The sequence below is a fragment of the Candidatus Nitrososphaera evergladensis SR1 genome (genome assembly GCF_000730285.1).
Lineage (GTDB): Archaea > Thermoproteota > Nitrososphaeria > Nitrososphaerales > Nitrososphaeraceae > Nitrososphaera > Nitrososphaera evergladensis.
Window position 1 is genome coordinate 2,185,646 of record NZ_CP007174.1, and the last position, 23,553, is coordinate 2,209,198.

Here is a 23,553-nt window from a genome sequence, read left to right on the forward strand (position 1 = left end):
CTTTTGTCTTATTAGGCATGTATTTGCATGTGCCAACATGTCGTCAGGGCTATGGTATGACGTTTCAGCTCCAAGGTACGAAGCCAAGAAGGCCAAGTCGATAATCCACCCCTTTGCGGTCAAGGGTTACACGGGCATGACCGTAAACCCTTACCAAGGATGCCAGCACAGGTGCGCCTACTGCTATGCAACGTACGAGTGGTCGCCAGAATTCTATGACAAGGTCTATGCCAAGAGCAACGCGCCGGAGGTTCTTGAGAAGGAGCTCCAGTCATGGAAGGCAAGCACCATAAACCCCATGATGGTAGCGTCAGCAACAGACGCCTACCAGCCGGCAGAGCTAAGGTACGGCCTGACAAGAAAGTGCGTGCAGGTGCTGCAAAAATACAACGTGCCGTACTATGTCTTTACAAAATCTACAATCATAGAGCGAGACCTTGAACTGCACCGCAGGTACGCCCGCAACTGCCTTGTCATCTGGTCGATAACTACCGCAAACGAGAAGATAAGGCGCATAGTAGAGCCCGGCACGCCTCCGGCAGAGCGGATCTTTGCAGTCATTAAAAAGTTCACGGACGCCGGCGTCCCATGTGGAATAAATGTCGACCCCATAATGCCCCTTGTCACCGATACCGACGAGGAGCTTGGCGCAGTGGTGGACCGCTGCAAGGAGGCTGGCGTGAAATACGTCTTTGGAGCCATGCTTCGTATGCGCGACGACATCTGGGACCGCATGAAGCTGGCCCTCCGGCTGCTGCAAGTTCCTGACGGCGAGAGGCGCTACCGCCAGATCTATGAGATCAAGGAAGAGCTATCTGCCGATGCCAAGCAGAAGTACATCGCCTGCAACAAGGAATACGGAAAAAGAGTGACTGACAGGCTGCACGAAATAATAAAATCGCGGGGCCTCTGCCCCGACTTTCCCGACCATGTGCGGCCGCAGGATATCGACAGGTCATGCACGGGCCAGATGACAATGCTTTCATTCGTTCACAGAGACATCTAGCGACCAGGCTGTACAGCCCAGCCAGTACTAAAGAGGCTCACTTGCGCGGCTTTGTCAGAAAGATTGCCTCGCATTCGCAGTGGCCGTCGATGCGCACTTGCCTGCCGCACTTGGGGCATATGGTCAGTGGCGCCGGTGCCTCAAGTTCAAGCTCGAACAGCGACATATGTGCAGTATTATCACAGTTGTTCTTTAAAAGATTTTGGCACTATAATGAGATAAGGATTGTATTTTCCTATATTTCTAATGACATGCAGTATTTTCACAGAGAAAACTGGCATTTACTGAAATTACTGCAATGCATGCAATCGTTAAAAGCGCCGGGAAGCGCACACAGAGATACTGATGAGCAGCTATCGCAATCCCACGCCCACAGTCGACGCCATACTGCAAAAAGGGTCCAAGGTCCTAATGGTAAGGAGGAAAAAAGACCCGTTCAAGGACACGCTTGCGCTTCCGGGCGGCTTTGTGAACGAGGGCGAGACCGTCGAGGACGCAATGAAGCGCGAGGTTATGGAGGAGACAGCGCTGGAAGTAGAGCCCATAGACATACTGGGCGTCTACTCTGACCCGCACAGAGACCCAAGGATGCACACCATGACGGTGGTGTTTGTGGCAATTATAATCGGCGGCAAGGAAAAGGCGCAGGACGATGCTGCAAGCCTCGAATGGGTAGAGCTTGCAGGCATTGAAAAGGCGGCGTTTGACCATGCGCAGATACTTGCAGATTATCGCCAGTGGAAAGGAAACGCGGGTAGCACATACTGGTCGACAAAGCGCAGGAGCACACAGGTTGATCGAAATTATTAAAGCCACATGCAGGATGAAAAAAAGTGCATTTGCGCTCTGAAAAGGACATACGGCTCAGAATAGACCTGCTTGAAGGGCAGGCCAGCTCGATAGCCAAGATGCTTGCCAAGGCCATGCAGGAGCACAACGAAGAAGCAGTAAAGCAGTATTCCGAGAAACTTGCCCAGCGAAAAGGCAAGGTTGAGGAGCTCCTGTGGGTGCTTGGGGTAAAGACAGGCCAGAGCGTGCTTGACACCAAGGCTGCAGTCCCGGGGAGGCAAGAAATGACCGTCCGCGATATCCTCGACCTGCTCAAGGAAGGCAGGATAAAGATGGACGACCTTGCGCTTGACGTGCAGGCGCTGGTCCGCAAGGGCGCTCTTGAGGCTAAAAACGCAATGAGGCATACAACTTAGCTTGTACAAATTATGGAGTTAGGCCGTACAAATTACCAAAACCCCGGTTGTAAAGTGGAAAATATATATAAAATAACAGCGTTATGAAACTGTAGAGATGACCGCAGAAGACCTTAACATGGATTATAGCAAGTACGACTTTAAAGATTCAACAGAGCTTTATGTTTACCTTAGCAAAAAGGGGCTCTCCCGTGGCACTGTAGAAGAGATAAGCCGCATGAAGGGCGAGCCAGACTGGATGCGTGATTTCAGGCTCAGGTCTTTTGACGTTTTCATGAGCAAGCCGATGCCGGAATGGGGAGGCGACCTGTCAAAGATTGACTTTCAGAACATCTACTACTATGCCAAGGCTTCCGAGAAGCAGGGCAAGAGCTGGGATGAAGTGCCCGAGTCGGTCAGGAACACGTTTGAAAAGCTCGGAATCCCGGAGGCAGAGCGCAAGTTCCTTGCAGGCGTGGGCGCGCAGTACGAGTCTGAAGTAGTTTACCACAACCTGCGCGACGATCTTGCGAAAAAGGGCGTAATTTTTGCCGACACCGACACTGCGGTAAAAGAGTACCCCGAGATAGTAAAGAAGCACTTTGGCAAGGTCATACCGCCAGAGGACAACAAGTTTGCAGCGCTCAACAGCGCGGTTTGGTCCGGCGGCTCGTTTATCTACGTCCCGCCAAACGTCAAGGTCGACCTTCCGCTGCAAGCATATTTCAGGATTAACGCAGAGAACATTGGCCAGTTTGAGCGCACGCTCATCATAGCAGACGAAGGCGCTGACGTCCACTACATCGAGGGCTGCACGGCGCCAGTGTATTCAACAGAATCGCTGCACTCTGCAGTCGTTGAGCTGATTGCAAAGAAAGGAGCCAAAATACGCTACACGACAATCCAGAACTGGAGCAAGGACGTCTACAACCTTGTGACCAAGAGGGCGTATGCCTACGAGGGCGCGACAGTCGAGTGGATTGACGGCAACATTGGAAGCAAGCTGACGATGAAGTACCCCGGCGTCTACATGCTCGGCAAGGGCGCGCACGCGGAGGTCGTTTCAATCGCGTTTGCAGGCGGAGGCCAGCACCAGGACGCAGGGGCAAAGGCAGTCCACCTTGCGCCAAACACCACGTCAAGGATCACAAGCAAGTCGGTCAGCAAGGACTCTGGCAGGACCACGTACAGGGGCCTGTTGCACGTTGCCAAGGGTGCCACAGGAGTAAAGTCAAACGTCAGGTGCGACGCGCTGTTGCTTGACGAAAAGTCAAGGACTGACACGTACCCATACATCGAGGTAAACGAGGACGACGCGACCATCACCCACGAGGCAACAGTCGGCAAGATAGGCGAGGACCAGATATTCTACCTGATGTCACGCGGATACACAGAGTCTGACGCGCTGTCCATGATAGTCGGAGGTTTCATCGAGCCGTTCACAAAAGAGCTCCCGATGGAATACGCAGTAGAGCTGAACAGGCTGGTAAAGCTAGAGATGGAAGGCTCTGTAGGCTAGACGCCTACGCTCTGCTTCTTTTTTGTGAGAGGGTGATTGAGAAAAAATATGCCGACCACACTTGCCAACATCAACGCAAGCAACGTAATAGATGAAGTGTCTCCAAAAGATCCTGCGTGGCTTGCAGAGGAGAGGAAAAAGGCGATTGCAAAATATCTCTCGCTTCCGAATGAAGTCTCGCCTCTCTACTCGAAATACTCTGATGCAAACAGGATCAAGCCGCAGGGCGTACACCTGAACTTTGGACAGGGAAACAGCAGGCACGTGTTAAGCAGCGATCTTGCCAAGAGGCTTGAAGAGCTTGAAAAAGAGACAGGAATTTTGCAGGTAGGTCCTGAAATAAACAAGGTAGTGATCAAAGAAAACGTCGCCAAGCAGGGAGTAATCGTAACCGGCATCAAAGACGCGATTTCCAGGCATGCCGACCTTGTCAAGGCGCACATTGAAGCAAACCCGCTTGACCACGGCGAGGACAAGTTTCTGGCGCTTGAAGCGGCCGCATTCCAGTCGGGCGTCTTTGTCTACGTTCCAAGGAACGTCGTCCTTGAAGAGCCTATCAGGATCATAACGTCGCTTGCAGATGACGGCACGTCGCTTGTGTCAAGAAACATCTTTGCAGTCGAGCAGGGCGCCAAGGCCACCGTCGTGCAAGAGCTGTACGCGCCGGGGACGGGCAACGCAGCAGAAACGCAGCAGGGCTATTTTGAATTAATCGAGACTTCAGTCAAGCCAAACGCGCACCTTGAAGCAGTCACGCTGCAGGCAATGGGCACGGACACTGTTTGCGTCTCAAACAGAAAGGCGTTTGTTGAAAGGGACGGCAAGATGTCGTGGTACGTCGGCCTCTTTGGAACGATGCTTTCAAGGTTCAAGACGGACAGCGTCATGAAGGGCCAAGGCGCAAGCGCCGAAGACGTCGAGATAGTCTTTGGAGTCGGCAACCAGTCGTTTGACATCATGTCAAACCTGATACACAACGGCCAGTTCTCCCGCGGCAAGGTGCAGGTCAAGTCGGTCATGAAGGACACTTCAAAATCGCTGTTCAAGGGCATGATAAAAATCGGCAAGGACGGCAAGGGCACGGAATCCTACCTAGCAGGCCACGCAATCCTGCTTGACAAGGGAGCAAAATCAGACTCGATACCGGGCCTGGAAATTCTGACGAACGAGGTCAGGGCAACCCACTCGGCCTCGGTAGCCCAGATCGACGAGAACCAGATATTCTACCTCACCACTAGGGGCCTGAGCAGGGAAGGAGCAAAGCGCGAGATAGTCTCGGGCTTTCTCGAGCCGCTGTCAAGAAAGATGGGCCCGACCATAAGGGCGTGGATAAATTACCTGATAGAGAACAAGTGGCAGGGCAACCCGCTCATGCTTCGCGCCGACGAGGCGATGGAGCAGATTCTAGAAGTCGAAAAGTCGCGCTACCGCGAGACGCAAGACATCTTTGAAAAGCACTACAAGTACAGGTAGTAGAACAATATGGGAGAGGAGTGGGTGCGCGTCTGCGACGCCGGCTCGCTTTCAAGTGGCGAGCTGGTCGAGTTTGACCATGGAGGCAAGAAACTAATGGTGGCAAAAATTGGAAGCGATATTTATGCCACCGACAGGATATGCACCCATGCATATGCCGACCTTACTGCGGGCTTTGTAAACGAGGGCGAAAAGACTGTGACATGCCCTCTTCATCTTTCTGCCTTTAAATTCGCAGATGGCGTGCCGCAGAACCCTCCCGCCACCATCCCCCTTAAAACTTACAAGGTTAAAATACAGGATAACGCAATTTACATCAAGATCGATTAAGATTATGATGCAGAAAGGTGCCCTCAACGTCGAAAAGATCCGCAAAGATTTCCCCATCCTGAAGCGGAAGGTGATGGGTGGCAAGCCCCTGGTATACCTCGACAACGCGGCAACTACGCAAAAGCCGCTTGCAGTCATTGACGCCATCCACGACTATTACATGAACTACAATTCCAACATCCACAGGGCGGTGCACCAGCTTGCAGAAGAGGCGACCAAGGCGTACGAGGACACGAGGGTCAAGATTGCCAAGTTCATAAACGCCCGCTCGACTGACGAGATAATTTTCACCCGCAACACGACAGAAGCGATAAACCTTGTCGCGTACTCGTGGGGAAGGGCCAACATAAAAAAAGACGACAGGATAGTGATTACCGAGATAGAGCACCACTCTAACATTGTTCCGTGGCAGATACTGACGCAGGAAAAGGGCGCCAAACTGGAATACATTGGAGTCGGCGACGACGGCTACTTGAAGATGCACGAGTACAAGAAATACCTTGACTCTGGCAAGGTCAAGCTCGTGTCCGTGTCGCACATGTCAAACGTGCTTGGCACCATTACTCCAATAAATGACATCATCAATATGGCTCACGAGAAAGGCATCCCGGTGCTAGTCGACGGCGCGCAGTCGGTCCCGCATATGCCAGTCGACGTCCAAAAGCTGGACTGCGAGTTCATGGCGTTTTCAGCCCACAAGATGCTTGGGCCCACGGGCGTCGGCGTGCTGTACGTAAAGCGCGAACTGCTTGAAAAGATGCCGCCGTTTATGGGCGGTGGCGACATGATAAAAGAAGTTCACAAGTACGAGACGCGCTACAACGACCTGCCGTACAAGTTCGAGGGAGGCACGCCCAACATCGCCGATGTCATTGGCTTTGCAGCGGCAATAGACTACCTTCAAAAGATCGGCATGGACAGGGTCAGGGAGCACGAAATCGACATCACCAAATATGCGCTTGACAGGGTTGCGCAGGTAAAAGGAGTGACAATCTACGGCCCGATGAACGCAATAGACAGGGGCGGCGTTGTGTCGTTTAACATCGGCGACATCCACCCGCACGACCTTGCGACCATCATGAACGACCACGGAGTCGCCATCAGGTCCGGACACCACTGCGCGCAGGTGCTCATGGAGCGCCTTGACGTTGCCGCAACTTCGAGGGCAAGCTTTTATATCTATAACACCAAAGAGGAGGTCGACGTGTTCATTGATGCTCTGTCTGAGGCAAGGAGGCTGTTCAAGATTTGAGTGACGACATTTACCGCGAGATAATACTCGATCATTACCGCAACCCAAGGAACAAGGGCAAGATACAGAACGCGGACGTCAGCATACACGATTCAAACCCGCTCTGCGGCGACGAAATCGACATCCACCTGAAGGTTGACGGCGACAAGATAAAGGACATCAAGTTTGAGGGTCGCGGCTGCGCTATAAGCCAGGCAAGCGCATCGATGCTGACAGAGATGGTCATGAACAAGCAGCTTGCGTCGGTAAAGGACCTGACAAAGGACGACATCCTGGAGAATATCGGCCTCATGAACCTCGGCCCGGCAAGGATCAAGTGCGCCCTTTTGTCGCTAAAGGTGCTAAAGCTTGGCATGGTAAAGTACTATGCCGACAGGGATCCTGCGTCAGCCAAAAAGCTGCAGGATGACACGAGAACGCTTTAGGCCATGTCAGCATCTACTACTCCAAAGGTAAGCAGGCAGGACATACGCCAAATAATATCTGACAATTTCAACGACACAGACTACCGCTTTTCAAACGATGAGATCCTGGGCTACCTCAACGAAATGGACAGGTACAAGGCGGCAAACCTCGATGTCTTGGACTTTGAGGACGTGCTCTTGGAAATGGAAGAATCTGGCTTTTTGCGCCCTATTGCGCAGAATTTCAACACGCGCTACTACAAGATAATGACGGAACTTGAATCCAAGACGTGCAAGGACTGCAACACGGTTTCATGGTTTGCAGAGGCAGAAGAGCCCAAGCTGTGCCCGCGGTGCAGGTCCAAGAACATGGCTTAGGAAAACAATTAAACAGCAAGCGCGCGCCTTCTTTACAGTTGTCAGCTGCTGCAAACCCGCCGTGGATGTTCAGGACGCGCTCGTTCCAGTTTGTTGCGTTCCTGGCCGCATTCGTGGTTTTCAGCGCAGTGGTTGCGTCAGGCGCCACAAATGTCATTGACGAGCCTGTCAACAAGTATGCAAAATCAATAGAGGGCAACCCCGGCCTTGACGCGGTCATGATCGCAATAACGACGATGGGCGACGTGGCGACGCTCCTCCTGTTTGCCATTGCAATCACCATAGTCAGGCGCACAAGAAAGGCAGGCATGATATTTCTCATCAGCATAGTTGCGCTTGCCATAGCAGTCATGTACCTAAAACCGTTTGTAGGCAGGACAGCGCCGCCGTACGAGTTTGTCCCTGCGGTAAAGCTGCCAGAGAACTTTGGCATCGAAAGCGACAGCCTTGCGCCGTTTGCAGCGGCCTTTTCCTACCCGTCGGGCCACGTGTCAAGGGCCACGGCTCTTGCGTTTATCGTCGGATACCTGCTGTACAGAAAATCAAGAGTGGCAGGGTACGCGATATGGGCATTTCCCATAGTCATAGGGATTACCCGGGTCTACGTCCAGCAGCACTTTCCGACAGACTTGATAGGCGGTTTTCTGATTGGCATGATAATATCAGTCGTCCTGAGCAACTCGATGAAGCTGTGGCAGCCGTTCCAGCTATCAAGATTCAAGGGCAAAGAGGACGAAGAGGGCGCCAAGGCCAGCAGCGCCTAGGCCCGGCCTTCAAACTTTTCAAATATTTTTGGGCTTGCAAGGAGCCAGCCGTAATGTTCTTCGTCATGCACGTAGCGCAGGTCTCGCACCTGGGGCACGAGCCCGCGCTTGCGAATGGTCAGTATAAACTCGCCCTGGAACGTCATGCCAAGCTTTTTGGCCTTGCCGGTCAGTTTTTCTCCCCGGGGCAAAAGTATGCGGAAACTAAACTCATCCTGCCTTTTCTCATAGGCGTCTGCCACCTTGTCGACTGCGAGGCGAATGTCTGCAGCGTCGCGCAGGTCGATTGTGTCTATCACTGGAAAGCCGGCGTATTTTGAGGTCATCATTATTACTTGTACTTGGCAAACGCTTCCTGCAGCATGCCGTGGAGCGTCTTTTGCCACGCGGAAAAGCCGTCAGGCGTTTCAGGGTAGTTGTAGTAGTGGTCCGTGAGCTTTTTGTTGATGCTGGCGCAGTAGCGCAAGTCCTCTGCAAGTTTCTTGTTCATGGCGCCCCTTATCATCATGCCCAGCTTGTCGACCGTGCTAAACTCGGGGTGCTCGCCCTTGGTTATCTTGTCGATGTCCATCTTTGACAAAAAGTGCTTCATGCCATAGTTTATCTGGTCGTTTGTGAGACCTTGCAGCATCCTTCTGAACACTTCAAGGCCGGCCGTCTTGTAGCCATAGTCGTTTATGAAATGCTTGTTGTATTTCCACAGGTTGCGCTCGGAAGTGTCGTTGGCCTCTATCGCCTCGACGGCGTCCTTGCCTGCGATTGTGGCCGCGATTATTGCCGGGCCGATGCCTCCTGCATCAAGCGGCTTGGGCATCCACGCCGAGTCGCCTACCAGCATGTAGCCGTTTGACACCATGCAGTCGTTCTGACGCCTTACTGATACCTGCCATGTGCCCCAGGCGTTGCCGTCGTCCATCTCTCCGTCTGCAAGCGTCGGGTTCTTTATCGTCGGGTTTGCCTGCACATACTCGTTTATGAGCGTGGTAAGGTTCGGGTTTACGCCCATTTCCTTGTTGCGCGCCTCAAACGCCTTTTGCTGCACGCCAAGGCCGATGTTGACCTTGGTCTTGCCCTTTGGAAAGACCCAGCCGTAGCCTCCCGGGGCAAGCTTTTGATCCAGATGAATAATGCAGTAATCCGGATCGAAATAGGTTTTGTCGTCGTTTGCAAGCTCGAAATTGTAGATGTAGCGGCCTGTCGCTTCAAGATCGTCGCGGTCAATCCTGCGCTCAATGTACGACTTTAGCGGAAAGTTTGTGCGAAGCACAGAGGTTACGCCCGTGCAGTCAACCACCAGTTTGGCAGTTTTCTTGAAGGGAGTCTTGCTGGCAAGGTCCTCGCCCTCGACCCCAATGACGGCGTTGTTTTCAATAATGAGAGAGCGTATTGCGACGCGTTCTTTGAGCTCTACTCCCATCTTTTTGCAGTCCGCCATTTGGCGCTGCGGGAGCATCTTGCGGTTCAAGATGTAGCCTTCGCCGTCAAACGCGACCTTGGTTTCGTGGTCTGGCGAGAACGCGACCACTCCCTTGACAGGGTGCTCGATCTCGGGCTTGCCCCAGTTGATGTGTATGCGCTCTGCCATATAGTCGACGGTGTTCCTGCCTACCGCATCGCCGCAGACCCAGCCGGAGATGGTCTTCATTCCCTGCTGGGGAAACGCGTTCCTGTCGATTACCAGTATTTTCAGCTTTTGCTTTGAATAATACGCGGCGGAGGTGCCAACTATCATGCCTGCAAGGCCACCGCCTGCCACAATAATGTCATAATCACGCTGTCCGGGCATTGTTGCTTGCTAGCCGAGAAAAGAGCCCAAAACGCTATTTAAAGTGTTGGAGGCTCAAAACGCAGAATATAATATAAGAATACTTTGCAGAAATGAGATAAAGAGAAAGATGCACAGGCAGCAGCCGTTCGTGTTCTTTGACCTTGGACAGACGCTTGTCACGGAATGGGATTTCATCAACCACTTTGACGGCAAATTCCTTGAACTCTTGAACGGCTATGGCGCAAGGATTGACATGCGCAACTATCGCGCCGTTCGCGACAGCATGATACGCGACCGCAGGATAGGCCACGGAAGCGTAAAAGAGCTTGTGATTGAGATCTGCCGGGCAGTCCTGCCGTCCGGCTATGAAAACGCGATACTGCAGAAAATAGACCCGCAGGTCAAGGCAGGCAGAAGAGAGCTATTCAGGTTTGCAGACGGCGCGGAGCAGGTTTTAAAGGAACTGTCGCAGGGAAAAAAATGCGACCTTGGCATAATCGCAAACCAGTCTGAGGATATTGTCGCGCTCTTGCAGGGAGCAGGCCTTGACAAGTACTTCAAAGTCACTGCAATATCAGGTGCTATCAAGATGAAAAAGCCCGACCCGCGCATATTCCAGCTTGCGCTCAAGCAAGCAGGAAGGGAGGCGCAAGAGTGCGTCATGGTAGGCGACAGGCTTGACACGGACGTGTGCCCGGCAAACAGACTTGGCATGACCACGATGAGGATCACCGACTCGCTCTTTGCGCTGCAACAGCCCCGCGAGGACTGCGAGCGCCCCGACTATACTATTGCCAAGCTGACCGAAGTCCCTGCAACAGTGGAAAAAATTATTAGCAGAAAATAGCAAGATACACATGTGCTGCGCGCAACTATCAAGATGCTCAAAAACACTCACAGGCACCCTGCCAACAAGGCGCTTCATGCAGTTGGTCTTCCAATATACGCATACGGCATTGCCATGATTATTGGCAGTTTTGCGGGTGCAGGCACGGATAATGCCTTGCTTGGACTTGGCCTGTGGGCCCTTGCAGTTTCCATGCTAGTTGCAGGCCATGCAATAGAGGGCAACGTCATGTCCATGACGCCGGTGCTGCTTGCCCGGCTTGTCTTTCGCTCACTTTGCCGGGTTCATCTTGTCGAGAAGCGCGTCCATCTCTTGCGCTGACAGCTTTGGCCGGTTCTTGAACATAGAGTGAACCGGCCCGGCCCCGTCGCCAGGCTTTCTCGGTATGATATGGATGTGGACGTGGGAAACCTCCTGCCCTGCTTCTTTGCCATTATGGATTGCAATTGTTGATGCGCCTGTACCGGCAGCAGACTCGACTCTGGCGGTTATTTTGTATACGAGATCAAAAACCGCCTGTGCGTCAGGCGCATCCATATCCTGCACCTTTTGAAAATGCGCCTTTGGCACTACAAGCGTGTGGCCCGCGGCAAGCGGAAAGGCGTCAAGAAACGCCGTCGCCCTGTCGTTCTGCATTATAACCCTTGCAGGAATCTGGCCCGTCGCTATTTTGCAAAAGATGCAGTTTGGATCTTGCGGCATCGCGCGTTATCCGGTACAGGAAGAGGAGGATATTAACTCGCCGGCTTTAGCAGGCGTGCAAGTTTTGCCTTTTGTGCCACATACATACTTGCGTCTTTTTCTATTGCGATTGACGGCGCGCCTTTTTTTGCAACAAAGCCTATCCTTTCAGGTGCAAAGTGGTGCTGGCGCAGATCCTCCGCCGCAAGGTTCAGCACGTCCTTTGTGCCAACTAGTATGTGGCAGCCGTGCTGCGATGCAGTCGAGTTTTCTACAAGCGACTCTTTTGTTGCAAGCCTTGCAACCTCTTCGTGCCTTACAGGAAGCTCGTTTACCGCAATGTGGGCATTTGCCAGCTCCGCAAGGGCGCCAAGCGCAAACAGGCCTTTTGCGCCGACAGGATAGACGGCGGTGATGTGTGCGCTCTTGTCGTATCCCTGCCCAAAGTCTGGGCAGTATTTTGAGATTATCTTGCCCAGCGCAAAGTGGGGCTCGCTGAGGCTCTTTAGCGCCTCGTCCCTTGCAGCCGTCAAGTCAGGCATTGAGACGCCTGCCTGCTCGAACTTCAAAGCGTTGGCAGGGTCGGAAAGAGCAAGGGCGTGCAGGCTGACTGCCGCAAGCCCGCCAAACTTGTTTGTTATCATGACTTCCATTCCCTCTTCTATCTGCTCGTAGCGCGTTGGAAGCTCTTTGTTTGTGATCGCAACGGCGCTTGTGCCGTAAAACAACCGGCCGCGCTTGAGTGAGCTATAGTCTTCCATGACAAGGTTGTAGCGCGACATGAACGCGTCGAGGTTCGTGCGGATCCTGTCGAGCATCCCTTCATCAGGCGCATCATATATCGGAAAGAACTTGAAAAGCGCCGAGTTGCCGCAGCCAAGCAAGTTCAGGCGCTCCACTGCGTCAGTAAGCGCGATCCTGACATGCACTTCGTCGTCTGGTGCTTTTGTAATGTCTGCCACCTGCTCAAACGATGACAGCGCTGGCATGTAGCCGTCCTTGTTGCCCCGGCGAAGCTCGATGTAATCGAGCAGTGCAAACTGGGCGCCAGGATGCTCTGTCGTTGCAACAGGCGCACTTGTCACCGCCACTTTGGCCCTGAAAACCGAAAAGAACTTGCCCAGTGTTTCTGCAAGTGCCTGTGGCGACTCGGCAGTAGCAGAGTGCACGCGCAGAATAGCAAGCGCTCTTTTGACCTCCACTTCCTTGTCCACGACGGGGCTTGCCAGATCATAGACGCGCCTTGTCAGCTCGGGCTCTTTTCCTTCGATATGAAAGTACGAGTCAAACCAAAAGGGCGACGCCAGCTTTATCGTGCTGCGCTTTATCTCGGCAAGGGCGCTTTTGACGATATTTGAGTCGGCCTCAAGCGAGCAAGACGAGAGCCAGCGCAGCGGATCGGCGCCCAGCTTCCTGTATTGCTCTACATTTTCCCAAAAATTATTAGACAAACCCAGACTCCCCTAGCAATCACACTATTTGTAATGAACGAAGTTACACAATATATAGAAAATAACTTGTTAATAAACAAATTCTTGTACGTCCTCATGTGACGGGATTTTACCGGAACAAGTATTATAAGGCGTTCAGAAACGAAGAATCACGTATATGAGGTTCACCGCTGAGCAGGTCGAGCAGCTGGCCAAGGACTTTGAGGGCAAGACGGCCCAGCAGGTGCTAGAGTGGGCCCTTGAAGAGTTTGGCCCCAAAATTGGCCTTGCCTCAAGTTTTGGAGCAGAGGACGTTGCCATCATTGACATGATGGCACAGATAAACAAGGACAAGACGCACGTTTTCACGCTAGAGACAGGCAGGCTCAACCAGGAAACCTACGACGTGATGGACGACATTCGCGCCCGCTATGGCATCAGCATAACGGCGTATTTTCCAGACCAAAAGGAGGTAGAGGAGATGATAAGGGCAAGGGGAATGAACCTCATGTATGCAAGCGTCGAGAACCGCAAGCTGTGCTGCGAGATACGCAAGGTCCACCCTCTTAACAGGGCGCTTGCAAGCCTTGACGGCTGGATAACCGGCCTGAGAAGGGACCAGGTCGCAACGAGGGCAAGCACGAGAAAAATAGAGATAGACAGCGCGCATGGCGGTATAATCAAATTAAACCCGATAGCAGACTGGACATCTGAAATGGTCTGGGACTATATCAAAAAGAACAACGTCCCGTACAACAAGCTGCACGACATGGGTTACCCAAGCATCGGTTGCGAGCCGTGCACGAGGGCGGTAGAGCCGGGAGAGGACCCACGCGCAGGCAGGTGGTGGTGGGAAAACGCCGCGCACAAAGAGTGCGGGCTCCACTTTGACCCGGTAAAAATGATGAAGAAGAAAAAGTGAGGATGATAGTAATATGGCTTTGCAACAACCACACGGCGGAAGGCTGGTAAGCAGGTTTTCAAACGCAAGCCTTGACGGCATGTTCGCTGTCGAGGTTTCAAACGACCTGAGAAGCGACATCGAGAACATCGCCGACGGTATTTTCAGCCCCCTTGAAGGCTTTGTCGGCCAGGACGACTTTGACAGCATCGTAAAGACGGGCAGGCTGAAAAGCGGCCTTGCATGGACGGTCCCAATCGTGCTCGACCTTGACGAGCAGGCCGCAAAAAATGCCAGGCAGGCCGGCGAAGTCGCGCTTGCAACCGCAGGGGAAAAATTTGCATCACTTAAAATAGAAGAGGCATACACGTTTGACAGGCTTGCCTCTGCCAGGGCAGTCTATGGCACAGACGACCTCAACCACCCAGGGGTTGCCAAGATGTCAAACATGAAGAGCCACCTTGTCGCCGGTAGGATAGAGGTTTCAAAGAGGATCCCGCAAGGACAGATAAGGAAGTACAGAAAGACCCCAAAGGAGACGAGAGAAGAGATGGCGCAGCGCGGCTGGAAGACCGTCGTTGGCTTTCAGACCCGGAACGTGCCGCACGTTGCGCACGAGATGCTGCAAAAGGCGGCCCTCAACCTGTACGACGGGCTTTTCGTAAACCCGCTCATCGGCAAGAAAAAGCAGGGCGATTTCAAGGACGAGGTGATTCTTTCTGCGTACGAGACCCTCATCAACAACTATTACCCAAAAAACCGCGCCATGTTTGTCACATTGCACACAGAGATGCGCTACGCCGGGCCCAAGGAGGCGATACACCACGCAATCATGAGAAAGAACTTTGGCTGCACGCACTTTATTGTCGGGCGCGACCACGCCGGCGTTGGCAGTTACTACCACCCCTTTGCATCACACGAGATATTCAAGAACTATCCTGACCTGGAGATACAGCCTGTGTTCTTTCCGGCGTTTTACTACTGCAAAAAATGCCTCAGCTACGCCAACGAGCGCAACTGCCCCCACGGCCCGGAGGTCAGGGAGGAACTGAGCGGCACAAAGATGAGAAGGATGGTCAGCTCTGGCGAGATGCCGGCAGAGCACCTGATGAGGCCGGAAGTATCAAGGCTGATAGTGTCGTTCAAAGAACCTTTTGTGTCCTAGAGAATCCAAAAGAAAAAGAGACGGAAAGACCCTCGTAAAAAAGAAGAGGGTCGTATCAGGAAGTGAACACGATGTTCACGTTAACAACGTGCCACTGCATGTTGCCGGCGCTGTCAGTCGCCCTTGCCACCAGCTGGTGCGCGCCAGCGGTCTTGAAGACTACACTTTTTGTCCAGTGGGCGTACCCGTCAGAGGTCGCCGCAGTGCTATAGCCGCTTGTATCTGTCCTTACTTCTACGATCTGCACTGCAAAGTTGTCAGACGAGGTGCCCTGCAGGTTCACCGTCACTCCGCTTGAAGGACCAGACAGGGAAGACCCTTCAACAGGGATGGTTACGGTCACCACTGGCCTTGTCACGTCTATTGTCATGCCTATGTTTATGTTGATGACGTGCCACTGCATGTTGCCGGCGCTGTCAGTCGCCCTTGCCACCAGCTGGTGCGCGCCAGCGGTCTTGAAGGTGATGCTCTTGGTCCAATTAGCATAGCCATCCGCAGTTGTCACCGGGCTGTAGCCGCTCGTCTCTGTCCTCATCTCGACTATGTGTATTCCGCTTCCGCCTGCGTTATCTGATGAAGTGCCCGAGATGTTTACCGTGACCCCGGACGTCGGCCCGTTGATGGTGGCGCCGTTTGCAGGCACAGAGATGTGGACTGTCGGCTTGACTGCGTCTGCGGCAGTTATTGTATAGACTTCTGTCTTGACCGATTCCTGGTTGCCTGCCGCGTCCTTGGCAAAGAACTTGAGCGTGGTTGTCGACGTTATCGATACTGGCGAGCTATACACTGGACTTGAGGTTGTCGGCGCTGTGCCGTTTGTTGTGTAGTAGATTGTGGCCGGCTCGCTGGCTGTCAGCGATATTGATTGCGGGCCAACAAAAGTGCCTCCTGCAGGGGCGGCCGTTGTAGTCGGCGCTGTCGTATCCGCAACCGCCAGAGATATCGCAGCAATGTTGCTGTCCAGTGTTCCGTCATTTGCCTTGAACGTGAACGAGTCTGGGCCGGTGTAGTTTGCGCTTGGCGTGTACGTCAGGTTTGGCGCTGTGCCGGAGAGTGTACCGTGAGAGGGGCTATCCACCACAGAGTAAGTCAGGGTATCAGCAGGCAGGTCGGCATCGCTTGCCACCAAGGTGACGCTTACTGGAGTTCCTTCGCCAGTGCTTGCCAATCCGTCGCTTGCTGTCGGTGCCGAATTAACCTCCGTCACTGTCAGGCTGAATGTCTTGCTGTCCGTGCCGCCGTTGCCGTCGCTCACCGTGACTGTGATTGAGGAGGTGCCGTCATCTGATTCGCCGGGTGTTCCCGTAATCTCGCCGGTGGTAGCGTTGATTGCAGCCCATGACGGAAGCCCGGTCGCGCCGAAGGTCAGCGTGTTGGCTGGGACATCAGAATCGCTGGCCGACATGGTGATGGATGCAAGCGCCAGCTCGGGTACTGACTGGTCAGCGGGCTGCGCCAGCGAAGGCGGATCGTTTGCCGGGGTAACAGTGATGTATACGATAACTTCGTTGCTGTCTGCCTGCCCGTCGCTGACCTTGAAGGTAAAGCTGTCTTCCCCGGTAAAGTCAGATGATGGCGCGTATGTCAGGTTCGGAGCCGTTCCGGAGAGGACGCCGTCAAACGGCCCCAGGACTATTTCATATGTCAGCGTGTTGGCCGGCTGGTCAGAGTCGGTCGCTGACAGAGTTATCGGGACAGGAGTATCTTCGGCAGTTATTACAGGGTCGTTGTTGTTTGCAACCGGCGCAGAGTTGACTTCATTTACAGTGACCGTTACGCTCTTGCTGTCTGTGCCGCCGTTGCCGTCAGACACCACCACGTCAAAGGTGTACGAGCCGGGGCCCTGGGCTTCAGCAGGCGTCCAAGAGAACGCGCCTGTCGTTGAATTCATGGATGATCCCGCGGGCTCGCCGGATAGGCTGTAGGCAAGAGTGTCTGCCATATCACTGTCAGTAGCTGAAGCGTTGAAGGCCAATTCTGACAGCTCGTTTACCGTTTGTGGATCTATCGCGGCAAGTACCGGAGCGTCATTGACCGGACTGACGGTGACCGCAATAGTAGCCTCCGCGCTGTCTGCATTTTCGCTGTCTGTCACTTTGAACTTGAACTCGTCAGGGCCGTTATAACCGGCGTCAGGCGTGTAGGTCAGATTAGGAGCAGTGCCATTGAGGGTGCCGTGTGAAGGACTGGAGGTAACAGCATAGTTCACCAAGGCGCCATCTTCGGTGTCGTTTCCTGTTAGTGTTATTGCTACTGGCGTATCCTCATCTGTTGAAACTGATTGGCTGTTGGCTAGCGGTACGTCATTTACTGCGTTAACAGTGATAGATATAGTGGCTGTGTTGCTGTCAAGTGTTCCGTCGTTTGCTTTAAAGGTAAACGAGTCGGAGCCGCTAAAGTCAGCGTTGGGCGAATATATCCTACTGTCTCCGGTTCCTGACAGGACACCGTTGGACGGTCCTGAAACTATTTCATATGTCAGCAAGTCACCATCCGAGTCTGTCGCTGGCAGAACGATTGCGGCAGTTGGCGTGTCTTCATTAGTCGTGGCAGAGGCGTCGGAAGCCACGGGCGCGTCGTTCACGCCGTTGACGGTAATGCTCACCGTTGCTTCGGCGCTGTCGAGCAATTCCGAGTCTGTTACCGTGAATGCAAAGCTGTCCGGTCCGTTGTAGTTGGTATCCGGAGTGTACGTCAAGTTCGGAGCGGTGCCGGCAAGTGTACCGTGAGACGGGCCAGATGTTACCGTGAATGTCACTGCTGTGCCGTCTTCAACGTCGCTACCAGCAAGCGTGATGCCAGTTGGCGTATCTTCGTTGGTTGCTACATTCTGGCCGTCGGCTGTCGGCGCGTCATTGACCGCATTGACGGTGATTGAAACCGTGGCTATGTTGCTATCTGCCGCGCCATCATTTGCCTTGAATGTGAAGGAGTCTGTGCCGTTGTAGTTTGCGTCAGGTGTATATGTCAGGTTTGGAGCCGTTCCAGAAAGAACGCCGTGGGATGGGCCATCAACTACGCTGAAGGTCAAGCCGTCGCCATCGACATCAGAAGCTGTCAGCGTAATTGATTTGGCCGCATCTTCATCGCTCGAAACGTTCTGGTCATCAGCTACTGGCGCGTCGTTGACTGCGTCGATTGTGATGGTTACTGTTGCATCGTTGCTGTCTGCCTGTCCGTCGTTGACCTTGAAGGTGAAAGAGTCAGGCCCGTTGTAGTTTGCATCAGGCGTGTACGTCAGGTTTGGAGCTGTGCCGGAGAGTGTACCATGGGAGGGGTTTGTGACATTGTACGTCAGAGTGTTGGAGGGAATGTCGGTATCGCTTGCCACCAAGGTGACGTTGGCGGGCGTGTCTTCACTCGTTGTAACCGCGCCATCGCTTGCAGTAGGCGCCGAGTTGACTTCTGTTACTGTAATATCAAAGGTCTGACTGTCATTGACAGAGCCGTCGCTCACAGTAACAGTGACTGACGATGTGCCGTCGTCAGCTTCGCCCGGCGTTCCTGTTATTTGGCCAGTGTTCTCGTCAATTGCAGCCCACGGAGGAAGACCTGTAGCAGCATAAGTGAGTGTATTGGCCGGCACATCACCATCTGCGGCCAAAAGCTGGATGGAAACTGGAGAGCCTTCCGGCACCGACTGGCTGCCGGGGTTGGTCAGTGAAGGCGCCAGATTTACCTCATTGACGGTTACTGTTACGTTCTCTGAATCTGTGCCGCCGTTGCCGTCAGACACTATTACATCAAAGGTGTACGAGCCGGGACCCTGGGCTTCAGTAGGCGTCCAAGAGAACGCGCCTGTTGATGAGTCTATAGACGCACCGGTCGGTTCGCCTGACATGCTGTAGGTCAGTGTATCTGCGAGGTCGCTGTCGGTGGCTGAAGCGTTGAAGGCCAATTCAGATAGCTCGCCTATTGTTTGTGGACCTATGGCGGCAAGTGCTGGTGCATCATTGACTGCGTTTACTGCAATTGACACTATAGCTTCGCTGCTGTCCAGGCTTTCAGTATCTGTCACCTTGAACTTGAACTCGTCAGGGCCGTTGTAGTTGCTGTCTGGCGTGTACGTCAGGTTGGGCGCAGTTCCGGATAGGGCGCCGTGGGATGGGCCGGATGTAACAGCATATGTCACTGTCGCGCCGTCTTCAACGTCGCTGCCAGTGAGGGTCACCGTGGCTGCAGTGTCTTCATCGGTTGTCAGGGATTGGCCGTCAGCAGTTGGAGCGTCATTTACCGAGTCCACGATGATTGAAACCAGAGCCGTGTTGCTGTCTACTGTGCCATCATTGGCCTTGAACGTAAAACTATCAGAGCCGTGATAGTTGGCGCTTGGCGTGTACGTCAGGTTTGGAGCCGTGCCAGAAAGCGTGCCATGGGCGGGGCTATCTACCACTTCGTACGAGAGCAAGTCACCATCAATGTCTGTTGCAGCCAAGACAATTGGCAACGCGGTATCTTCGTTAGTTGAGACGCTCTGGTTGCTTGCTACTGGCGCGTCATTGACCGCACTGACCGTTATTGACACGGTTGCCGCAGAGCTGTTTTCAAAGCCATCGTTGACCCGGAAGGCAAAGCTGTCCGGTCCGTTGTAGTCGGCAGCAGGGTTGTACGTGACTGCGCCTGTCGCAGAGTTAAAGCCAGAAAGGGTGCCGTGCGAGGGGTTAGTGACTATTTCAAAAGTCAGCGTCTGCCCGACGTCGTTGGCGTTGCCTGTTAGTGTTATTGGAAGCGATGTGTCTTCATCGGTGTTAAGACTCTGTGCGTTTGCAGTTGGCGTAGTATTTGGCGGCAACGTATAGTAGACTGTCATCGTAATGTGGTCTACGCGTGCTGATTCATCGGTATTGGAATTGCTCTGCACCGACAGTACGACACCAAAGTTTGCATTGTTGATGTCTGCAGGCGTCCAGGTTGTGCCCCAAAGATCGCTGCTGCTGCCATACGTTGCCGTCGTGTCTGTCGTTGGCCAGTTTGTACCAGTAACTGCCTTGTTACTTCCTGTAACTACGTTGTTCTTAACTAGACTAACAACGTTATCCTGAATCTCCGCGTTGCCGAGGCCGCCCTCGCTTCTTTCTATCTTTGCTTCAATCCCGGTTATGGTAGCGGTACTAGGAATCGTGAAACCGAATCCCGTGGCTCTGAGATAGTTGGATATATCAGCGTCATTTTGTATCGTGACATCCGCATAAAGATTGTTTGATGTTGTAATGTTACCTGCGTTATTCCAGTTGGCATCGCCGCTAGTGATTGCAATGTTACCTGCGGCGGTCGAGCTACTTTGCGGTCCCTGCGCCGAAGGAACAAAATAAGTAACAGTGATTGTCATGTGGTCAACCCTTGCAATTTCGTTTCCGCCAGATGTGCGACCTACTGACAGTACGACACCAAAGTTTGCATTGTTGATGTCTGCAGGCGTCCAAGTTGTGCCCCACAGGTCGGAGCTTCCACCGTATGTTGCAATAGCGTCGGTCGTAGGCCACGCTGTAGAAGTGCCCTTGTCCTGCCCGGTGACGACGTTATTCTTTACTAGGCTGACCACATTGTCAAAAATAGTTGCAGTTTGAGTATTGGCTTCGCTTCTTTCTATTTGTACTTCAATTCCTTGTATAATTGCGGTAGTAGGAATCGTGAAGCCAAAGCCGGTTGCCCTGAGATAATTGGATATATCCAAAGAACTGGTTACGGTTGCTGTTGCATAGGAGTTGTCGGAACTAGCCGCGTTGCTAGGATTCACCCAATTAAAATCGCCGGAGGCAATAGGAACGTTTCCTGCAAAGGTCGTGCCACTTCTTGGTCCAGCAGAATCTGCATAGGCAAACGGTATAGTAACCATTGAGGCGACCATGACTGCAAGTAAAGCGATTGCCAGTATGATTTTCTTGTTCAATTTGTATTTCTCCTTCTGTTAATGGAACCGCCGGTGATTGCTGACTGGGATGGCCCAGACTTGGCATCTTTCATCATCAAAGCACTCAAGTGTGCAAGGAGTATCGTTTCAGATACCGTGCGCTCGTGGGTGCCAGTTGCAAAAAATGCCTCATCATTTTTGGTATTCTCCGTCGAGAATCTACGGTGGAGGGTGGTGGTGTCCATTATAATTTCGACAAAGCTTGCAGCATTATGATAGCAATCGGTTCGCCTGCAAACAATTTACTCACTAGAAAAACCTTCTCAGGAAATTCTATAGAGTAAAAAACCCGATCAATTGCATGGCCGTGAAGCAGGCTAATAACACACCTGTTTATAGTTCCATTGAACGCCTTTGATGAAAAATCACAGGATTATCATTGTAAACATCAAAAATACCTGCTATCGAAATGCGTATTTTTCAGCATCTATTCTGCTGCTAAAAGAGGAATTATCTTTTGTAGAATTATCTTCTCATGTTCGGCCTCGACGTCAAATGAGACCATGAGACAGTGGCTATCAGGATCGCGAATTGGTATGGTGGCGCGCTTTACTCGCTCGTACATTGCAAACGCAAAGATTGTCGGACCCAGCTTGTTCTCAAACACCGAGCGGGTTCCCATCCGCAATATCGACTGCGTCACGGACAGTTCTGACTCTTCCTTTGTCAATAGGGGCTTGACGTTTTTGCGATACTGTGACGCCACAATCCTGCCAAGATGGTCGGCAACGCTGGCAAAGCGCACCTTCGGGTCGATATCAAGTATCTTAAGGCACAAGGCGTCATAGTCGACCAAGAGATTCCAGAAACGGAATATTTTGCTGCAGATAATTAAGTTAACGGTAAGGAGAAAGATAGAGAAGAATTTAGAAAAAAAGAAAAAGGCAGGGGCGTCTCTAGTTGACGCCCGGGAGGTTGTTGTTTGCCGAGTTGTACGCCTTGGCGTCCGTGAAGAGCAGGAAGGTAAAGAACACCGGCTGCGTCGGGTTGTCCACGGACCACGGAGTCGACTGCGGCTTTGGCTCTGGCGCGTTTACGCCCCATTCTGCCAGCTTGGCATAGTCAACTGGAGGCGGATTCTTCAGGGACGGGTCGTCTGCAAGAGGCGTAAAGCTCTGCGCCTGCTCCGGCGTTAGAGGGCCTATTCCGCCTGGAAGCTGCACTCCGCTTGGGACGTTTACGAGGAAGAGGAGCACTACAAGCGGCGTGCCGTCGTTGTTCTGCATGTCGGAGTAGAACCCTTTCTCGTCCACTGCTTTACCCACCATCAGGTGCATGAATATGTTCTTTGCAACCAGCTTGCCGCCGTCAGTCTCGTCGTAGACGTTTGCATGGCCGTACACCACGACCTTGTTTGAGAACAGAGGCACGTCCGCCCTGTCTATCATAGAGTGGCCGTGCTGGTACTGGTCAAATGCCACGCCGTTTCCAGGCAGGAGAAAGTCTGGCGTCCTTGTGGGAAGCGGAGTCTGCGCAGGGTCGTCGTTGTTCCACTTTGTGTCTACCATCACCACCTTGTACTTGTGGCCTTTGACCTGGTGGTCGCCGTAGGTGATTGGCGCGGTGTACGTGGCAACGAACCTGTTGTCGCCCCGCGTGCCATTCTCCTTGAATACGCCCTTGAAAGTTGCATCCGTCTGGACGCCGCAGGTTATCGCGTTTCCGCAAGAGAAGGTGTCGTTAAAGAACGGAAATATGCCGCCTGGGCCAAACACGTTTGTCTTGCCTGCATTGGGCTCGTACAGCGCTGAACTGCCTGCAAAAGCCTTGACGTATGGCTGCTGCACCATGTCTGCCGCTTCTGCTTCTTCTGTGGCTGCTCTCATAGATGAGCTAATGGCCACCACCGCCGGGACCATTGCAACCAGCATGGCTGCAAAGACCGTGGCGACAATGACATTAGTCTTGATTTTGCCGTTATCGTCGCGAAGAGGATTCATTGCGGGTGCTTTTGCTCCGGCTATAAAGGATTTTTCCCCAATTCACACCCAATTTACTCCCCAATTGCGGACAACTTTATAACCACGCAAAAACACGCAGTTTTGTCGATGTTTCTAACGGCAGGCATTTCAGGCATCATTGCTGGCCTCCTCGTCACCCTCCGCCTGCCATCGTCATCGTTTCTGCACGCGGCACCCGGCGGATTTGCAGGACAAGGCGGAGGATACATCGATCCCCGCTTCAAGCGCGTGCTGTGGTACCTGATAGCAAGCAGCAGGGGAGGCGCTAACCGCGCCAAGATAATCGACATGCTAAACGGCCGGCCGGCAAACGCAAACCAGATCGCATCAGAACTGAAACTTGACTACAAGACCGTGCTCCACCACCTCAAGGTGCTCACGGAAAACGGCATGATAATAACGGAAAACCGCGAGACGTACGGCGCCACATACTTTTTGACGCCGCTCATGGAAAAGAACTATGCTTCATTTCAAGAGATACTGGCCAAGGTAAAGAAAGAATGATTGCCATGGGGGAGTGGGGCGTGCTTCCAGTGGAACACGGCAGTTTCCAGTTACTTCTTTTATACTCGCAAGAGA

23 protein-coding genes are annotated in these 23,553 nt (G+C 52.9%); 15 read left to right on the plus strand and 8 right to left on the minus strand.

Going from position 1 to position 23,553, the window contains the following annotated elements; genetic code table 11:
- The first annotated feature begins 37 nt into the window (after positions 1–37).
- Positions 38–1,006 carry an SPL family radical SAM protein gene (locus NTE_RS11920; RefSeq protein ID WP_148701215.1) on the plus strand — a complete coding sequence of 323 codons (969 nt, stop codon included), beginning with the start codon at positions 38–40 and terminating at the stop codon, positions 1,004–1,006.
- 37 nt (positions 1,007–1,043) lie between these two features.
- On the opposite strand, the gene NTE_RS17375 is transcribed toward NTE_RS11920, so the two are convergent.
- Complete coding sequence (locus NTE_RS17375) at positions 1,044–1,172, minus strand: hypothetical protein (protein WP_258914178.1); 129 nt, start codon at positions 1,170–1,172, stop codon at positions 1,044–1,046.
- Between the two features lie 179 nt (positions 1,173–1,351).
- Here NTE_RS17375 and NTE_RS11925 point away from each other — a divergent pair, with 179 nt between their 5' ends.
- The 9 genes from NTE_RS11925 (at position 1,352) to NTE_RS11965 (ending at position 8,310) form a co-directional block, all read left to right on the plus strand.
- The gene (locus NTE_RS11925) at positions 1,352–1,816 is read left to right on the plus strand and encodes an NUDIX domain-containing protein (protein WP_148701216.1); all 465 of its coding nucleotides are present in this window, start codon (positions 1,352–1,354) and stop codon (positions 1,814–1,816) included.
- Between the two features lie 29 nt (positions 1,817–1,845).
- Positions 1,846–2,211 carry a hypothetical protein gene (locus NTE_RS11930; RefSeq protein ID WP_148701217.1) on the plus strand — a complete coding sequence of 122 codons (366 nt, stop codon included), beginning with the start codon at positions 1,846–1,848 and terminating at the stop codon, positions 2,209–2,211.
- Between the two features lie 97 nt (positions 2,212–2,308).
- Positions 2,309–3,709 (plus strand): Fe-S cluster assembly protein SufB, encoded by a 1,401-nt coding sequence (gene sufB / locus NTE_RS11935; protein WP_148701218.1) that lies wholly within the window; start codon positions 2,309–2,311, stop codon positions 3,707–3,709.
- 48 nt (positions 3,710–3,757) lie between these two features.
- Entirely contained in the window at positions 3,758–5,182 is a 1,425-nt protein-coding gene (locus NTE_RS11940) for a SufB/SufD family protein (protein WP_148701219.1), read from the plus strand.
- Positions 5,183–5,191: 9 nt separating this feature from the next.
- Positions 5,192–5,512 (plus strand): non-heme iron oxygenase ferredoxin subunit, encoded by a 321-nt coding sequence (locus NTE_RS11945; protein ID WP_148701220.1) that lies wholly within the window; start codon positions 5,192–5,194, stop codon positions 5,510–5,512.
- Between the two features lie 7 nt (positions 5,513–5,519).
- Positions 5,520–6,764, plus strand: coding sequence for a cysteine desulfurase (locus NTE_RS11950; protein ID WP_148702155.1), 1,245 nt, complete (start codon positions 5,520–5,522; stop codon positions 6,762–6,764).
- Positions 6,761–7,189, plus strand: coding sequence for a Fe-S cluster assembly sulfur transfer protein SufU (gene sufU, locus NTE_RS11955; protein ID WP_148701221.1), 429 nt, complete (start codon positions 6,761–6,763; stop codon positions 7,187–7,189). Before NTE_RS11950 ends, sufU begins: the two co-directional genes overlap by 4 nt.
- Before the next feature lie 3 nt (positions 7,190–7,192).
- Positions 7,193–7,546: a hypothetical protein gene (locus tag NTE_RS11960; protein WP_148701222.1), complete on the plus strand. Its 354-nt coding sequence runs from the start codon at positions 7,193–7,195 to the stop codon at positions 7,544–7,546.
- 38 nt (positions 7,547–7,584) lie between these two features.
- Positions 7,585–8,310 (plus strand): phosphatase PAP2 family protein, encoded by a 726-nt coding sequence (locus tag NTE_RS11965; protein ID WP_158385527.1) that lies wholly within the window; start codon positions 7,585–7,587, stop codon positions 8,308–8,310.
- Here NTE_RS11965 and NTE_RS11970 read toward each other — a convergent pair.
- Positions 8,307–8,639: a hypothetical protein gene (locus tag NTE_RS11970; protein ID WP_148701224.1), complete on the minus strand. Its 333-nt coding sequence runs from the start codon at positions 8,637–8,639 to the stop codon at positions 8,307–8,309. The two genes, NTE_RS11965 and NTE_RS11970, sit on opposite strands and share 4 nt — an antisense overlap.
- A 2-nt stretch (positions 8,640–8,641) precedes the next feature.
- Complete coding sequence (locus NTE_RS11975; protein WP_148701225.1) at positions 8,642–10,096, minus strand: NAD(P)/FAD-dependent oxidoreductase; 1,455 nt, start codon at positions 10,094–10,096, stop codon at positions 8,642–8,644.
- A gap of 109 nt (positions 10,097–10,205) precedes the next feature.
- Between NTE_RS11975 and NTE_RS11980 the strand changes: the two genes are divergently transcribed.
- Both NTE_RS11980 and NTE_RS11985 read left to right on the plus strand, forming a co-directional pair.
- Complete coding sequence (locus NTE_RS11980; RefSeq protein ID WP_226986991.1) at positions 10,206–10,925, plus strand: HAD family hydrolase; 720 nt, start codon at positions 10,206–10,208, stop codon at positions 10,923–10,925.
- Between the two features lie 12 nt (positions 10,926–10,937).
- On the plus strand, positions 10,938–11,246 hold the full coding sequence (locus NTE_RS11985) for a hypothetical protein (protein ID WP_148701226.1): 309 nt from the start codon (positions 10,938–10,940) through the stop codon (positions 11,244–11,246).
- Here the strand turns inward: NTE_RS11985 and NTE_RS11990 are convergent.
- Both NTE_RS11990 and NTE_RS11995 read right to left on the minus strand, forming a co-directional pair.
- Positions 11,196–11,627 (minus strand): HIT family protein, encoded by a 432-nt coding sequence (locus tag NTE_RS11990; protein ID WP_148701227.1) that lies wholly within the window; start codon positions 11,625–11,627, stop codon positions 11,196–11,198. The genes NTE_RS11985 and NTE_RS11990 overlap by 51 nt on opposite strands.
- Before the next feature lie 32 nt (positions 11,628–11,659).
- On the minus strand, positions 11,660–13,057 hold the full coding sequence (locus tag NTE_RS11995; protein ID WP_148701228.1) for a SelD-related putative sulfur metabolism protein: 1,398 nt from the start codon (positions 13,055–13,057) through the stop codon (positions 11,660–11,662).
- Between the two features lie 157 nt (positions 13,058–13,214).
- Here NTE_RS11995 and NTE_RS12000 point away from each other — a divergent pair, with 157 nt between their 5' ends.
- Both NTE_RS12000 and sat read left to right on the plus strand, forming a co-directional pair.
- Positions 13,215–13,958 carry a phosphoadenylyl-sulfate reductase gene (locus NTE_RS12000; protein ID WP_148701229.1) on the plus strand — a complete coding sequence of 248 codons (744 nt, stop codon included), beginning with the start codon at positions 13,215–13,217 and terminating at the stop codon, positions 13,956–13,958.
- Between the two features lie 13 nt (positions 13,959–13,971).
- On the plus strand, positions 13,972–15,102 hold the full coding sequence (sat, locus tag NTE_RS12005; RefSeq protein ID WP_148701230.1) for a sulfate adenylyltransferase: 1,131 nt from the start codon (positions 13,972–13,974) through the stop codon (positions 15,100–15,102).
- A gap of 55 nt (positions 15,103–15,157) precedes the next feature.
- On the opposite strand, the gene NTE_RS12010 is transcribed toward sat, so the two are convergent.
- The 3 genes from NTE_RS12010 to NTE_RS12020 all read right to left on the minus strand — a co-directional run bounded on the left by NTE_RS12010 (position 15,158) and on the right by NTE_RS12020 (position 22,953).
- Complete coding sequence (locus tag NTE_RS12010) at positions 15,158–20,992, minus strand: Ig-like domain-containing protein (RefSeq protein ID WP_148701231.1); 5,835 nt, start codon at positions 20,990–20,992, stop codon at positions 15,158–15,160.
- A gap of 448 nt (positions 20,993–21,440) precedes the next feature.
- On the minus strand, positions 21,441–21,809 hold the full coding sequence (locus NTE_RS12015) for a hypothetical protein (RefSeq protein ID WP_226986992.1): 369 nt from the start codon (positions 21,807–21,809) through the stop codon (positions 21,441–21,443).
- A gap of 100 nt (positions 21,810–21,909) precedes the next feature.
- Complete coding sequence (locus NTE_RS12020) at positions 21,910–22,953, minus strand: hypothetical protein (RefSeq protein WP_148701232.1); 1,044 nt, start codon at positions 22,951–22,953, stop codon at positions 21,910–21,912.
- A 108-nt stretch (positions 22,954–23,061) separates the two neighbouring features.
- Between NTE_RS12020 and NTE_RS12025 the strand changes: the two genes are divergently transcribed.
- The gene (locus NTE_RS12025; RefSeq protein WP_148701233.1) at positions 23,062–23,478 is read left to right on the plus strand and encodes a winged helix-turn-helix domain-containing protein; all 417 of its coding nucleotides are present in this window, start codon (positions 23,062–23,064) and stop codon (positions 23,476–23,478) included.
- The last annotated feature ends 75 nt before the right edge of the window (positions 23,479–23,553 follow it).